Genomic DNA, 14,801 nt, shown 5'->3' on the forward strand with positions numbered 1-14,801 from the left:
GTATCGCTTACGAGCCGACATCGACGCATGAACTTCGACTTCCTTCCGGACAGCCTCTCGCAGCACCTTCCGACGCAACCCTGGGCGCAACTCATCGTGGGATTGTTCGCGCTCTTCGTCATCGCGGAGTTCGTGCAATGGGTCATCGCGCGTGTGCTGCTGCGCATCGCGCATCGGCTGCTGGTGCTCGCGGGACACGCGGCGTGGGATCGCGCGTTCATCCGGCATCGCGCATATCAGCGGCTGTGGTATGCGGCGCCGTTCGCGGTCGTCGCGCTAGGCATCGGCGAAGTGCCGCATATCGGGCGATGGGCCGCGCCGATCGAACGCGTCGCGCATGGCTGCGCGTGGGTCTGCGTGTTCCTCGCGGCGGGCAGCGCGCTGTCCGCGTGGCAGGACGTCTATGCCGCGAGCAAGGAGGCGCAGACGCGCTCGATCAAAGGCTATATCCAGATCGGCAAGCTCGCGCTGGCACTGGTGTGCAGTGTGCTCGTGCTGTCGATTCTGATCGACCGCTCGCCGCTCTGGATGCTATCCGGCCTCGGCGCGCTTTCTGCCGTGCTGCTGCTCGTGTTCAAGGACACGCTGCTGTCGCTCGTCGCAAGCACGCAGCTCACGTCGAACGACATGCTGCGCATCGGCGACTGGATCGAGATGCCGCAAGCCCTCGCGGACGGCGCGGTAAAGGACATCGCGCTGCATACGGTGAAGGTGCAGAACTGGGACAACACGATCACCACCGTGCCGACCTACAAGCTCTTTTCGGAGAGCTATCGCAACTATCGGCACATGTTCGAATCGGGCGGAAGGCGCATCAAACGAACGATGCGCATCGACGCGCAATGCGTGCGCTTTCTCACCGATGAGGAAACCGAGCGCATGCTGCGCTTTCGACTGCTGCACGATTATTTGCAACAGAAGCAGACCGAAGTCGAGCAGGCGAACCGCAATCTCGGGGAACTGGCCGAGGAGCCTGCGAATCGCCGGCGGCTGACGAACATCGGCACGTTTCGCGCGTACGGGGTTGCGTACCTGCAGCATCATCCGGAGATACGGCAGGACATGGCGATCATGGTCCGCATGATGGAGCCGGAATCGGCAGGCATTCCCATCGAGGTCTACTGCTTCACCGCAACGACCGCGTGGGCGCAATACGAGCGCATTCAGGGCGATGTCTTCGACCATCTGCTGTCGATTCTTCCCGAGATGGGGCTGCGGCTCTATCAGGCGCCGTCGGGAAGGGACTTCTCTGGCGTGGCGGGACGGCTGCGCGGCGAGATGCCGACTCTTTGATTTTCACCCCCGGAAGAATCAGGCAAGAATTGTCGACTTTTGTGTATTCACGCGCGCTGTCACGGTCCTTACGATGATGTCATCGCCGGTGCGTCCTAGCGCATCGCCATTCATCGGGAACAAGGAAACTCACTGTGATCGATCGCGTTCATGCCATGCGTGTCTTTACGCGTGTCGTCGATACGAACAGCTTCACGCGCGCCGCCGAGTCGCTCGGCATGCCGCGCGCGAGCGTTTCGACGACCGTGCAACAACTCGAAGCGCTGGTCGGCGTGCAACTGCTCGCACGCACGACCCGGCGCCTGAACCTCACCGTCGACGGCGCCGCCTACTACGAGCGCTGCGCCCGGATTCTCGCTGACATCGACGAGCTCGACTCCGGCTTCGCCGCAGGCGAAGAGCGGTTGCGCGGACGCCTGCGCGTCGAGATGCCGGATACCGTCGCCACGTCGATCGTCGTGCCCGCGCTGCCCGAGTTCCATGCGCGCTATCCGCAGATCGAGCTGTCGATCGGCATCGGCATGCGTAACGTGGACCTGGTCGGCGAAGGCGTCGACTGCAGTGTGCAGTTGGGCGAGTTGCCGGATTCGGGGCTGGTCGCGCGCCGGCTCGGATTGCTGGAACAGGTGACGTGCGCGAGCCCCGCCTATCTGGAAAGGCACGGCACGCCCGCGAGTCTCGACGAACTCGCGCAGCACGTCGCGGTGAATTGCATGCCGGAAAAGAGCGGCCGCCCCGCCGATTTCGAGTTCGACGTGAACGGCAAACCGCACTTGATGAGCATGCGCGGCTTCGTGCAGGTCGCCGACGAGCACGCGTATCTGGCGTGCGGCCTGCAAGGGCTCGGGCTGATCCAGCCGCTGCGGATCGCAGCGCAGCCTTATCTGCGCTCGGGACAACTGCGGGAAGTGCTGCCGCAATGGAAGTCGCCGCCGCTGAAGGTATCGGTCGCGTTCCTGAAGAGCCGCCAGGCGACGCCGCGCGTATCGGCTTTCGTCGATTGGCTCGCGGCGCTCTTCGAGCGGTCGCAGCAAGTGGACGATACGCTCACGAGCCTGTATCGCGCGGCGCGGCGGCGTTCCGACGAACCCGCCGAGGCCTGATCGAACCTAGCGCACGGGCGTGGCCGCGTCTTCGCCGACCACCGTGTTCCACTTGCGCACTTCCCAGCGTTCGACGAGCTTGTTGGTGACGTAGGGATCGCTTTGCGCGAACGCCTCGGCGGCCGCCGGCGATTCGCCGTCGAAGAGCAGCATCGCGCGGTCAGCAGGGCTGTCGAGCGCACCAGCCAGCACGATATCGCCGCGCTCGACCGCCTGCCACGCCAGTTTCAGATGTTCATCGCGGAATTGCGCCCGGCGCTCCAGATAGTCGGGCGCCAGTTCATAGATCAATAAATAGTGCATTTTCTTCGTCTCCTGGTTGGTTCACCGTTTCATCGGCCGATTGGCTATCCGAAGGTTTTTTGCCGCCTTTTTCCGCAAGTCTAAGAGTTCTTCAGAACCGTCCGATCGTCAATCGTGACGAGATCGCACATGATGCGCTGGTACTCCAAATCGGACCCTTCCATGTACCGCGATCAACCTCCCTGCAATACGTGCACGAAGCACGATTGCCGCACGTGCGCCTGGACTTCGCCGCTCGACGCATCGTATCGAAGGTTCGTTCCGCCGGGCCCGGTGTTGTCCGTGCGCCCTGCGCGGCCGGGCGGCAGCGCGCAAAGCCCAGCAGACCAGTCGTGGCTTGCCGCGGCCGCCCGGCGCCTCGCCCGGATCTTCTCCAGCTCTTCATCGCGCCCGCTTTGAGCGCGCACCGCACGTGCACTTAGCATGCGCTGTCAAGCGCGGAGCTCCGTCGTGCCCGACCGAGTGGCGCGCGCACGGCACTTGTGTAAAGAAATATGCGCGCGTCTTTTCAGGATACCTGCACGGATAGAATGCACGCGTCATTACGCCCGCGTTCGGCGTCATAGTAAAAGGATAGCAGTCGATGAGTATCAATCTGGTTCAGGCGGTCAATACCGCGATCTCAAGCGAGATCGCCGAACAGCTTTCGCACAAGTTCGGGATTCCTGCGCAGATCGTGCAGCAAGTCGCCGCACGCACCGCTCCTGGTCTGGTCGCGTCGATCATGGACCGCTCGGCGGTCGGCGACGGTGCGCGTGCCGTGCACGCCGCGATCATGTCGCCGGAGGCGAATGCTTTCGTTGTCGATCAGTTGCGCAATGCAATCACCACGACGACCGGTCTCAAGCACCTCGAAGCATCCGGCCATTTGCTCGCCTCGCGCGCATGCGGCCAGCGCATCGACGCACTGACCGATGCCGTGTCGGCGGAAACCGGCGTGCCCGTTCAGGCCACCTCGGCGCTCGCCGGCATGCTCTCCGCCGTGTTGTTCGGCATTCTCAAGCATCACTTCCTGCTGTCGCAGGCGAGCGTCTCGAATCTGCCGGGCTTGCTGCGCGACCAGATCGGCGAGATGCGCGCGTCGCTGTCGCATGGCGTCGCGGGTGCGCTCGGTCTCGGCAACGTCGACGGCTTCGTGAGCAGCATCGGAGCGCGGCTCGACGCCGCTGGCGCGACGCTGGAAGTGCCCGAGGAAGCGGCGGCAATGCCCGCTGCCCAGACCGGCGCTGCCGGCGGGTATGCGCCCCTGAGCGCACCGAAGCCGCTTCCTGCGGTGCCGCCGCCCCCGGTCCCTCCGTCGCCCGCGCCGATGACGGCCTCCGCGCCCTTGCACGCCCGTGCGCAAGCGCGTCCGCAGAAGAGTTCAAAGAAATGGGTCTGGCTGCTGTTCGCGGTGCTTGCCGGCATTCTTGCGCTCGTCTACTACCGCGGCTTCACGCAGAAGCAAAGCGTCGACCTGAATGAAAACGCTGGCACGCCTGTCGCGACGGTCACCCAGCCCGCACCGGAAGCGCCCGGTCAAGTCGCGGCCTCCGACGAGCGAGCATCGGCGCCGATCGCGGCCTCGGCCTCGGCTCCGGCTCCGGCTTCGACCGCAGCATCCACCGCCGCTCCGGTTGCGGCTTCGGACGCGTCGGCATCGACGGCAGACTGGAAGGACGCTCAACTGGCGTTCAGCGTCAGCAACACGGGCGTTCCTTCGGTGCAGGCAACGGTCGGCACGGAAGCGGAAAAACAGCAATTGATCGACACGCTCAATCGCCGCTTCTCCAACGGCTATAGCGCCAACATCTCCGTGGTTCCCACGACGCGCCCGGCCACGTGGCTTTCGCGTCTGAAGGCGCTCGCGCCGCTGATGGCGGTGCCGGGCGCCGAGGCAAAGCTGATCGGCTCGAAGGTCGAGTTGAGCGGCGCCGCCGCCGACTCCAAACTCGGCTGGACGGATCGCCTGAACAAGACGCTGGGCGGCATGTTCCAGGTCAGTTCGTTCGATGTGGACAGCGCCGTCGCCACGGCGACGCAGTCGTTTCGCGGCGCGATGAAGTCCCTTCTCGCCACCGACGACGCCTGCTCCGGCGACAAGCTCGCCAAGGTGCTGGATTTGCAGGTCGTCAACTTTGCGCGATCCAGCGCAGCCCTGCCCGACGGTGCAGTCGCGACGCTCGGCGAAACCGCGCAACTGTTAAAGAGCTGCGCAGCGAAAGGCTCGATGGTGAAGCTCGAAGTGGCGGGTTATTCGGATGGCGTCGGCAGCGCGCCGGCCAAGATTGAAATGTCGAAGGAACGCGCCGCAGCCGTTCGGGCGTTTCTCGTGAAGAACGGCGTGCCGCCTCAGTCGCTCACGGCAATGGGCTATGGCGACGCCAATCCTGTCGCCGACAACGAAACGGCGAGCGGACGCTTCGCGAATCGTCGAATCGAGTTCGTCGTCAAGTAAAGAGACTAATTCGTTCGTCAGACACAAATGCCGTCGCGCTCACGCGCGACGGCATTTTTTTTCATAGCGGCCGGAGGACAATTCAGTTCGGCTTCTCGAAGCCGTTCTCGGCCCATCGTTCGGCGCTGGCCTTCGTGAGCTTGAACGCCGGCGACACGCGCACGTGCGCCAGTTGCGCGCCCAATGGATCGAACGCCTTGAGATTCGCGTACGGATCGTCTTCGTCGGGAACGATCTCGAGCGCCACGGTGATGTCCTCGCCGCCGACGTCGATGGTCACGTTCTTGTGCAGCATTGCGTGCCGCTGCTGCTCGTGGCGTCGCAGCACTTCCGACGCCGTCTTCACCAGCGTACGGAACGCCGCGGAATCGAGCGGCTTGGGGTTCTTCTTGTCGCGGCCCATCGTCCAGGGGCCGACAAGCGCGGGTTCCGCTTCGCCTGCCTGGATCATCTCGACGGCCCAGCCGTCGTCGTCCTCGTTCTTGATTACGCGAGCGGTCCAGCCGTCGTCGCGCCACAGGCGGTCTTCGTGGATGGCGTCGTCGGTGGAGGGAAATTGTGAGTCGGTCATAGCGTTGCAGTGCCGTTTTGCGGTGTGAAGCAATGCAACGCATTCTACCTTGCTGAACACCTTGGCATTCGGCGTGCTAGGAGTCTTGGCCGTATGGCCTATTCCGCGCAGGGGCGGGCGGGTGTCATACCTAAACCCCGCTGCCCGTGCTACTTTGAAGCTACCGGGGACAGCCCGGCAGTACTTCGCCAATAAGCAGCAAACTTAGTCAAGGAGCAACTGCATGCTTGCCTTCATCGGTACTTTGATCGTCGGACTCGTCGTCGGTCTTATCGCGCGCGCTATCAAGCCGGGCGACGACAGCATGGGCTGGATCATGACCATCGTGCTCGGCATTGCTGGCTCGCTGATCGCGGGTTACGTCGGCCGGGCGCTCGGCTGGTATCAGCCGGGTCAGCCGGCGGGATGGATCGCTTCCGTGATCGGCGCGATCATCCTGCTCGTCATTTATGGAATGATCCGCTCACGGCGCACGTAACACCGCGCTGGACGGCGAGGCGTCGTGTCATCGCTCCGATGACGGCAACGCGACGTACTCGCCGTTTCGCACGATCCGGTTGAGCAGCACACCGCCCAGCCAATAGGCGAGTTCCGCCGGGCGATTGACTCGCCATGCGACGAAATCCGCCGCCTTTCCCGCCTCCAGTGTTCCGTGCGTCTCGCGCAAGCCGAGCGCGCTCGCCGCGTGAGCCGTGACGCCCGCCAGCGCTTCTTCCGGCGTCAGGCGAAACAACGTGCAGCCCATATTGAGCATCATGCGCAACGACAGCGCCGGCGAAGTGCCCGGATTCAGATCGCTTGCGAGCGCCATCGCGACACCGTGGCGGCGCAGCATCTCGACAGGCGGCATCTGCGTTTCGCGCAGCATGTAGAACGCGCCGGGCAGCAGCACGGCGACGGTGCCGGCGTGGGCCATCGCCATTGCGTCGTCTTCGGTCATGTACTCCAGATGATCCGCCGACAGCGCGCGATACCGCGCCGCCAGCGCCGACCCATGCAGCGACGACAACTGCTCCGCGTGCAGCTTGACCGGCACGCCAAGTTTCTGCGCGGCGAGAAATAACCGCTCGACCTGTTGCGGCGAGAACGCGATGTGCTCGCAGAAGGCATCGACGGCGTCGACGAGATGTTCATCGACCAGCGCGGGCAACATGGGGTCGCACACGTGGGCGATGTAATCGTCCGCGCGGCCCGCGAATTCGGGCGGCAGCGCGTGCGCCGCGAGACACGTCGTGCGCACGGTGAGCGGGAGTGTATCGGCAAGGCGGCGCGCCACGCGCAGCATCTTGCGCTCGTTCGCGAGATCGAGACCGTAGCCCGACTTCACTTCGAGCGCGGTCACGCCGTCGCGCATCAGGCCGATTGCCCGCGCCTTCGCCGTTTCGAACAACGCGTCCTCGCTGGCCTCGCGCGTAGCCCGCACGGTACTCGCGATACCGCCGCCGCGCGCCGCGATCTCCGCGTAGCTCGCGCCTTGCAGACGCGCCTCGAACTCGCCGCTGCGATCGCCTCCGAAGACGAGATGCGTGTGGCAATCGATCAGGCCGGGCGTCACCCAGGCGCCGCCCAGGTCGATGCTCTCGCCGTCGAACCCGGCCGGCGCAGCGGCGCGGGGGCCGATCCAGTCGATGCGCGCGCCGTCCGTCACGATCGCCGCATCCTCGATGATCGAATACGCGCCGCCCTTCATCGTCGCGGCGTGGCAATGGCCCCAGAGTTTCTTCATCGCGCGATCATCGGCAGGTCGAGGCCTTGTTCCCGCGCGCAGTCGATCGCGACGTCGTAGCCCGCATCCGCATGACGCATGACGCCGGTGGCGGGATCGTTATGCAGCACGCGTGCGATGCGCTCGTCGGCTTCGCGGCTGCCATCGCACACGATCACCACGCCCGCGTGCTGCGAGAAGCCCATGCCGACGCCGCCGCCGTGATGAATCGACACCCACGTCGCGCCGCTCGCCGTGTTCAGGAGCGCGTTCAGCAGCGGCCAGTCCGACACAGCGTCCGAGCCATCCTTCATCGCCTCCGTCTCGCGATTCGGACTCGCGACCGAACCCGAATCCAGATGGTCCCGGCCAATCACGACAGGCGCCGACAACTCGCCGTTGCGCACCATCTCGTTGAACGCGAGGCCCAGCTTGGCGCGCTGTCCGAGTCCGACCCAGCAGATGCGCGCCGGCAATCCCTGAAAGCGGATGCGCTCGCGCGCCATGTCCAGCCAGTGGTGCAGATGCGCGTCGTCGGCGATCAGCTCTTTCACCTTCGCGTCGGTCTTGTAGATGTCCTCCGGATTGCCCGACAGCGCCGCCCAGCGGAAAGGCCCGACGCCCCGGCAAAAAAGCGGCCGGATATAGGCGGGCACGAAGCCGGGGAAGTCGAAGGCGTTGTCGACGCCCTCGTCCTTCGCCATCTGGCGGATATTGTTGCCGTAGTCGAAAGTCGGCACGCCCTGCTCGCGGAAAGCGAGCATCGCGCGGACGTGCTCGGCCATCGACTGCTTCGCGGCCTTCACGGTGCCCGCAGGATCGCTTTGCGCGCGATCGCGGTACTGCGCCCACGTCCAGCCTTTCGGCAGATAACCGTTGAGCGGATCGTGCGCGCTCGTCTGGTCCGTCACCATGTCGGGACGCACGCCGCGCTTCACCAGCTCGGGCAGCACGTCGGCTGCATTCGCACACAGCGCCACCGACACCGCGCGCCCTTCCGACGTGTGGCGCCGGATGCGCGCGAGGGCGTCGTCGAGATCGCTGGCTTGTTCATCGACGTAGCGGGTTTTGAGGCGGAAGTCGATACGGCTCTGCTGGCATTCGATGTTGAGCGAACACGCGCCCGCGAGCGTCGCGGCAAGCGGCTGCGCGCCGCCCATGCCGCCGAGACCGGCCGTCAGCACCCAGCGCCCCTTCAGGTCGCCGCCGTAATGCTGCCGTCCCGCTTCCACGAACGTCTCGTACGTGCCCTGCACGATGCCCTGGCTGCCGATGTAGATCCAGCTTCCGGCGGTCATCTGGCCGTACATGGCAAGGCCCTTCGCGTCGAGCTCGTTGAAGTGCTCCCAGCTTGCCCAATGCGGCACGAGATTCGAATTGGCGATCAGCACGCGCGGCGCGTTCTCATGCGTCCGGAATACGCCGACCGGTTTGCCCGACTGGATCAGCAGCGTCTCGTCGGCTTCGAGGCGTTGCAACGTCTCGACGATCTTGTCGTAGCACGCCCAGTCGCGCGCCGCCCGGCCGATGCCGCCGTAGACCACGAGTTCGTTCGGGTTCTCGGCCACGTCGGGATCGAGGTTGTTCATCAGCATGCGCAGCGGGGCTTCGGTGAGCCAGCTTTTTGCGTTCAGACGGGTGCCGCGCGGCGCGCGAATCTCGGTATCGCGGAAACGGGAAGACGACGTCATGGGTGCTCCTGCGCGTTGGTTCTGGGAATGCGCCCATGTTCTTGTATATACAACCTGCGTTGTATTGGGGAAATCCCGGTCCTTACAGCGTGAGACTTAAAGCTTCTTCAGCAGAGCTTGTCTAGACATGACTTTATAACAGTGGGTTTTTTGTCCCAATTTTGGCCGGTGTATGTTTCCTGCAGACCTTTACCGATGTTGATGAGACATGCACACTCGAAGCCCTCCACGCGATCGTCACCGACGACGACGCACCGCAAATCATCCGCGATCACGTTGTCGATGCGCTGCAGTTCGCGCTGCGCAACCATCCCGATTACTTCACGCGCAAGGAGATTCAATGGCTCGCGCAATGGGACGACACGCGCATTCCCATTGCGGCTGGAAAGATACTGAACGGAATGAACGCCGCCTGAGCCGCGTTGCAACGTGACAAGACTGACTGCGCGCTCAGCGGGCAGTCACGGCGCGGGCGCGCCGTTCGAAGTCCACGGCGATGGCCTGCCCCGGTTCCGACAGGCATTGGACGAAGCCGACCACATCCGGATCGCTGATAAAGCTCGACGCCGAGTGCGCCGCGAGAATCGCCGAGCTGTCCTGCGGTCGCGCTATCAGGAAGCCCTGCACGTAGTCGACACCGATTTCCTGCAGCGCGCGCAGCGTGTCGAGGTCCTCGACCCATTCCGCCACGCTCTGTATGCCGAGATTGCGGGCAAGCGCGACGATCGCCTCGACGATCGCGACATCCGCCGGATGCGCGCACATCGAGCGCACGAATTCGCCGTCGATCTTCAGCGCATCGGCGGAAAGCGACTTCAGATACTTGAACGACGTATAGCCCGCGCCAAAGTCATCGAGCGCAATCTTCCCGCCCATCTCATGAACGCGCGCGATGAAACGCTGCGTGTTCTCGAGATCGTGCAGCGCGACGCTTTCGGTGATTTCCAGGCACAGATACGGCACGACGGACCGATGCCGCGCGAACAGCGCGAAGATGTCCTCCATGAACTGCTCGTCGTTGAGTGAGCCACCCGACAGGTTCACGCAGATGAACTGCGTGTTGCGCAACTGATGGCGATGCGTTTCGATCCATTCGAGCAGCGTCGAAATTACCCAGCGGTCGATCGCCGCGATGTTGCCCGATTCCTCCGCCGCGACGATCACCTTGCCCGCCGGCAGCGTCGTGCCGTCCGGCGCGCGCATGCGCAGCAGCACTTCGAAGTTGAGCGATTCGTTCGGCGCCTTGAGCGACATGATCGGCTGCATCACGAGGAAAAGGCCCGCTGGCAGCCGGTTGCCGCCGAGCGTTTCGACGAGCTTCAGTTCTTCGGCGCGCTCCTCGAATGCCGCCGCGCCCTTGCGATACGTGACGAGGCGCGTATGCGTGACCTTCTTCGCTTCGCGGCAAGCGCGATCGGCGTGGGAAAGCGCGTCGGCGACGCGCACGCCCTGCGAGCACTCGACCAGCCCGATCGACGCCTTGACCTGGAACGCGCGATTACCGACCTGATACGGCGCATCGCTAAGAATGGACAGCAGTTCGCGCGCTTGCGCGATGGCGTCCTCGATCGGCGTGTCGCTCATCACGCAAACGAACTCGTCCCCGCCGATACGCCCGACTGGATAGCTGCGCGCGAAGTGCGCCCGCATGCGCGCCGCGACTTGCCGCAGCACTTCGTCGCCGGCGCGGTGGCCGAACAGGTCGTTGACGAGCTTGAAGCGGTCGAGGTCCACGTAGGCGAGCGCGTATGGCAACGGTTCCCCGCTTTGCGCGGCGATCGCCTTTTCGACGCCTCGACGATTCAGCGAGCCGGTCAGCTGATCATGCTCGGCAAGAAAGCGCAGCCGCTCGACCGCTTTCGAGCGCTCGGTCGTGTCCTGCAGCGAGCCTTCGATCCATCCGTTCCAGCGGATCGCCTTCAGAAGATAACGCCGCTCGCCGGTGCCACGCTCGACCGATCCGCCCATTTCCAGTTCGCCGTCGCTGCCCTTCGCGGCCAGCGCCTGCAACGCGCCCCACGCGCCCGCTTCGAAGTAGTCGTGCCAGTGGCGCAATCGGTAGTCGGACTTCTGCAAATCGAGCATTGCGCGCAGGGCCGGATTGGCGCGCACGAAGTGACCGTGTTCATCGAGCGTGAAGAGGCCGATCGGCGTGACTTCGTAGGTGTTGCGCAACTCCATCTGCGCCTGACGCCGGAAGTCGCGCTCGGCGCGCATTTGCTCGGCAATGGCGAACGCGGCCATCATGCTCGACGACAGTGCGGCCATCACTGTATTGACGCCGCCCAGCAACACCTTGAGCCCGAGCACCGCGCCCAGCAGCTCGGAAAACGTGGCGAACAACACCACGGCCAGCGAGCCGACATACCAGAGCACCGTGCGCGAGCGCGCCATCCACACGAGCCGCGCCAGAAAGAACAGCAGCACGCCGATGGCCAGCGCGCCGCTGACCCAGAGCGTCGGAATGAACCACGCATAAGGCAGCGCGAACGCCGCTACGAGCAGTACGACGCCCACGTACTGAATGACGCGCAGCAACCACCGGTAGCCGACGATCCGCAACTCGCGCCGGAACAGTTGTGCAAAGAGCGCAACGGTCAGAATGTAGTACGCGGCGAACGTAATCTGCCGCATCGCCGGCACGAACTCCGCCGGCAGCACGCGGCCGAGCCATTGGGTGTCCCAGCCCATCGCGTTCGCGCACAGGCGCAGATTGCCGACGAGCCACGCCGCGAAGATCACGTAGGTCCACTCGCGGTTGATCATCGCCGTGACGAAGACGAAAACCGCGAGCGTCAGCAAGCCGCCGGCGATCAGGCCGGAGCTTTCCTGGAAGTCGAGCGCCGATCGGCGCAATGCCTGCCCGTCCCACGCCAGCACGCTGACCTGCGCCGGACCGGAGTACGTGCCGCGGCACAGCATGGTGAGCGGCGCGGAGAGGTGGCCGGCCTGCACGAAGAAACCGGCCTTCACCGGATGCATGGCGCCGCTCGCGCCGTCGCGGTCGGCGATGCCGATCGGCTTCAGCGTCACTGCATCCCAGCACGCAACCGTTTGCGCGTGACGCGACGGTAATTCGATCGCGGTCGACAGATCGCCGCCCATGCGAGGCGCGGTGAAAGCGAACCAGACGGGCTTTTCGGAGAGACGGGTGCTGTAGCTCGAAACGGCGGGCGCGTCGCGCAATGCCTGAAGCGCCTCGGCGGGACGCAGCAGGCCGCTGCGATCGACGATCACGCGCAACGGCAGCGGGACGGCGCCGCGCGAGTCGTATTGGCGCGGCAGGAAATAGAGCGTGGCGAGCGTGCCCAGCGCGATCAGCACCGGCACGGCGTACACCGCAACCGCGTACAGGGCGTCGTCGATCCACGAGCCGGACCGCCTGAATCTCGATAAGGAAGCTGGAATCACCGACGCCATACCTGGACAACCCCCGTTCACGCCGCGCATCACGTTGCACCAGCGCAGGACGGCAGCGATGGGCGAGGTGCCCCGTCATCGCTGCTTTCGTCTTATTTGCTTTTGCTATTCGCTTTGTTGCTGCATGCCTGACACGGTTGCGTCATGGACGACCGCAACCGTCGGTGCCTTAGGGCATCCTACCGGTTCCCGCCCAAAAGATAAATCTGGAGATTGCGCTGGGGCGTCCGAAAGGTGCGCAGCCGCACACTTTTCGATTAAGTTATTGAGAAACGGCAGTCGACTAGTACGGCCGTGCACCGTCACAACGGCGATTTCAGTCTTCCTCGTCGAGCCAGGGAATGTCGACGTCGGTGATGAACGCGACCATCGCGAGCGGTCGGCCTTCCTGCCGCCCGAGGTTGCCGTCCGCGCGCTGCCACTCGCAGCGAAAGACCGTGCCGGGCGTGTCGGCGAGCAGCGTGACCGTGCGGATCTCGTCCGGGTCGTTGTCTTCCACCGGCCCGTCGAGCGAGATCAGCAGTTGCTGCGGCCATACGCCGTCTGCCGGATCGTAGATCTTGTCGCCGTCATGGATCACGACATGCGCTTCGACGCCGATCGTCGACGACGCCTCGACGATCATCTTGCCGAGCGCCCGCAGCACCGCGGTGGCGCGGCCCGAATTGGCCTGCCGGATTGCGAGGTCGCCGCGCGTCAGCGCCTGCTCGAGTTTGGGGTTGGTTTTCTGTTGCGCCATCGTTGTCTCTCTTGAAGTTCAACGCAGATTCGACGAGCCACGCGCGGCTCAGGGTGCAGCGCGATCGTATCACCGCAACCTAATAATAGGATGCACGATGCGCACCGCCCAACCCGCTCAAGTTCGCCAGCCACAGGCCGATAACGGGATCATCGCCCTCTCATGCTCGCGTCACTGCCGTGCTGCCGTTCATCGATCCGTGTGCTGTCTCTTGCTTTCTTCGGCCCGCGCCCGCCCGCCGTGTGCAGCGCCAGCGGATGCGCACGTGCTGATGCCGGGCAACGGAATCGTCGACGGGATCGCGCTCTCGACGCATCTCCAGCCGATCTACAGCCTTCCCCACCAACGCGCAATCGGCTATGAGGCGCTCTTGCGCGGCCGGCCCGTCGGCACGCGGGATGGCCCGCTGATCGGCCCGTTCGATCTGTTCGCCCGCGCGATCGTCGCCGGCACGCTCAACGAACTCGACCGCATGAGCCATCTGACGCACCTGCGCAACGCGGCAACGCGCCTGCCTGCCGCGCACTGGCTGTTCGTCAACATGAACCCGGCCACGTTCACCCACGCCGGCTACGCAAAGGAACTGGCGGCGCTCACCCGCGACGCCGGCCTTGCGCCCGAGCAACTCGTGATCGAAGTGCTGGAGTCGGGCGGCACGGACGTGGAGCGCATCGCGAGCGCGACGCGATCGTTCCGCGCGCAGGGCTTTCTCGTCGCCGTCGACGATTTCGGCGCGGGACATTCCAACATCGACCGCTTGCTGACGCTGCGGCCGGACATCGTCAAGCTCGACCGCGGTCTGGTGCGCGCGCAGAGCGCGCAGAAGCACGCTCATCTGCGCGATGCGCTGATGCCGAAGCTCGTCGAACTCTTGCACCAGTCGGGCATGTTCGTGGTCGCCGAAGGCATCGAGACAAGCGACGACCTGCTGCTCGCGGCGCGCGCCAACGTCGATTTCGTGCAGGGCTTTCTGTTCGGCAAACCGTGCGAAGATCTCGCCCTGCATGGCACGGCCACGCCGCTCTTCGAAGACGCATTCGACCTGCTCGCGCAGGCGCGCCGCAACGAACGCCTCGCTGCGGATTTGCTGCTGATGCCGTATCGCGCGAATCTTTCACAGGCCGCGCGGCGCATTGCGGGCGGTGCAAGCATGGAGGCGGCGTGCGCGGAAATACTCGCGCTGCCGGCCACCGTAAGCTGCTTTTTCCTCGATGAAGCCGGCCGCCAGTTCAATCCGACGCTGCGGGGCGCGGGCGAGCGGCGGCGCAGCGAACGCTTCGCGCCGATCGCGGATGCATCGACCGGCCGCTGGGACAATCGCGGCTATTTCGTCGATGCCTGCGCGCGGCCCCAGCAGATCATCACGAGCGCGCCGTATCTGTCGGTCACCGGCACGTCGCTATGCGTGACGCTCACCATCGCGACGCAGCGCGGCGGTCGCGCGATCGTCGTCGGCGCCGATCTCGACTGGCGGCGTCTTTCGGACGCCGCGCCGACGCTGCTGCCCTGAGGGCGCTGCTGCTCCAAGCGCGCTGACGC

At 64.8% G+C, this 14,801-nt stretch carries 12 protein-coding genes; 6 read left to right on the forward strand and 6 right to left on the reverse strand.

Going from position 1 to position 14,801, the window contains the following annotated elements:
- Positions 1–27: 27 nt before the first annotated feature.
- Together LDZ21_RS17895 and LDZ21_RS17900 are read left to right on the forward strand one after the other, a co-directional pair.
- Positions 28–1,293, forward strand: coding sequence for a mechanosensitive ion channel family protein (locus tag LDZ21_RS17895; RefSeq protein ID WP_244795104.1), 1,266 nt, complete (start codon positions 28–30; stop codon positions 1,291–1,293).
- A gap of 137 nt (positions 1,294–1,430) precedes the next feature.
- Positions 1,431–2,396: a LysR family transcriptional regulator gene (locus LDZ21_RS17900; protein WP_404981078.1), complete on the forward strand. Its 966-nt coding sequence runs from the start codon at positions 1,431–1,433 to the stop codon at positions 2,394–2,396.
- A 6-nt stretch (positions 2,397–2,402) separates the two neighbouring features.
- On the opposite strand, the gene LDZ21_RS17905 is transcribed toward LDZ21_RS17900, so the two are convergent.
- The gene (locus LDZ21_RS17905) at positions 2,403–2,699 is read right to left on the reverse strand and encodes a YciI-like protein (protein WP_244795106.1); all 297 of its coding nucleotides are present in this window, start codon (positions 2,697–2,699) and stop codon (positions 2,403–2,405) included.
- 583 nt (positions 2,700–3,282) lie between these two features.
- On the opposite strand from LDZ21_RS17905, the gene LDZ21_RS17910 reads away from it, so the two are divergent.
- Positions 3,283–5,136 carry an OmpA family protein gene (locus tag LDZ21_RS17910; protein WP_244795107.1) on the forward strand — a complete coding sequence of 618 codons (1,854 nt, stop codon included), beginning with the start codon at positions 3,283–3,285 and terminating at the stop codon, positions 5,134–5,136.
- An 82-nt stretch (positions 5,137–5,218) separates the two neighbouring features.
- Here the strand turns inward: LDZ21_RS17910 and LDZ21_RS17915 are convergent, their stop codons facing one another.
- Positions 5,219–5,707 carry a hypothetical protein gene (locus tag LDZ21_RS17915; RefSeq protein WP_244795108.1) on the reverse strand — a complete coding sequence of 163 codons (489 nt, stop codon included), beginning with the start codon at positions 5,705–5,707 and terminating at the stop codon, positions 5,219–5,221.
- Positions 5,708–5,930: 223 nt separating this feature from the next.
- Between LDZ21_RS17915 and LDZ21_RS17920 the strand changes: the two genes are divergently transcribed.
- The gene (locus tag LDZ21_RS17920) at positions 5,931–6,185 is read left to right on the forward strand and encodes a GlsB/YeaQ/YmgE family stress response membrane protein (protein WP_035968958.1); all 255 of its coding nucleotides are present in this window, start codon (positions 5,931–5,933) and stop codon (positions 6,183–6,185) included.
- Positions 6,186–6,212: 27 nt separating this feature from the next.
- Here LDZ21_RS17920 and hutI read toward each other — a convergent pair whose 3' ends face one another.
- Both hutI and hutU read right to left on the reverse strand, forming a co-directional pair.
- Positions 6,213–7,433 (reverse strand): imidazolonepropionase, encoded by a 1,221-nt coding sequence (gene hutI, locus LDZ21_RS17925; protein WP_244795109.1) that lies wholly within the window; start codon positions 7,431–7,433, stop codon positions 6,213–6,215.
- Positions 7,430–9,103, reverse strand: coding sequence for a urocanate hydratase (gene hutU, locus LDZ21_RS17930; protein ID WP_244795110.1), 1,674 nt, complete (start codon positions 9,101–9,103; stop codon positions 7,430–7,432). Before hutU ends, hutI begins: the two co-directional genes overlap by 4 nt.
- A gap of 161 nt (positions 9,104–9,264) precedes the next feature.
- Here hutU and LDZ21_RS17935 point away from each other — a divergent pair, with 161 nt between their 5' ends.
- Complete coding sequence (locus LDZ21_RS17935) at positions 9,265–9,519, forward strand: hypothetical protein (protein ID WP_244795111.1); 255 nt, start codon at positions 9,265–9,267, stop codon at positions 9,517–9,519.
- Positions 9,520–9,553: 34 nt separating this feature from the next.
- On the opposite strand, the gene LDZ21_RS17940 is transcribed toward LDZ21_RS17935, so the two are convergent.
- The gene (locus LDZ21_RS17940) at positions 9,554–12,523 is read right to left on the reverse strand and encodes a putative bifunctional diguanylate cyclase/phosphodiesterase (RefSeq protein ID WP_244795112.1); all 2,970 of its coding nucleotides are present in this window, start codon (positions 12,521–12,523) and stop codon (positions 9,554–9,556) included.
- Positions 12,524–12,839: 316 nt separating this feature from the next.
- A complete protein-coding gene (locus LDZ21_RS17945) occupies positions 12,840–13,262 on the reverse strand; it encodes a hypothetical protein (RefSeq protein ID WP_035968948.1) in 423 nt (140 codons plus the stop codon).
- Positions 13,263–13,533: 271 nt separating this feature from the next.
- Between LDZ21_RS17945 and LDZ21_RS17950 the strand changes: the two genes are divergently transcribed.
- On the forward strand, positions 13,534–14,772 hold the full coding sequence (locus LDZ21_RS17950) for an EAL domain-containing protein (protein WP_244795113.1): 1,239 nt from the start codon (positions 13,534–13,536) through the stop codon (positions 14,770–14,772).
- Positions 14,773–14,801: the final 29 nt, after the last annotated feature.

This window comes from Caballeronia grimmiae (genome assembly GCF_022879615.1).
GTDB lineage: Bacteria > Pseudomonadota > Gammaproteobacteria > Burkholderiales > Burkholderiaceae > Caballeronia > Caballeronia grimmiae.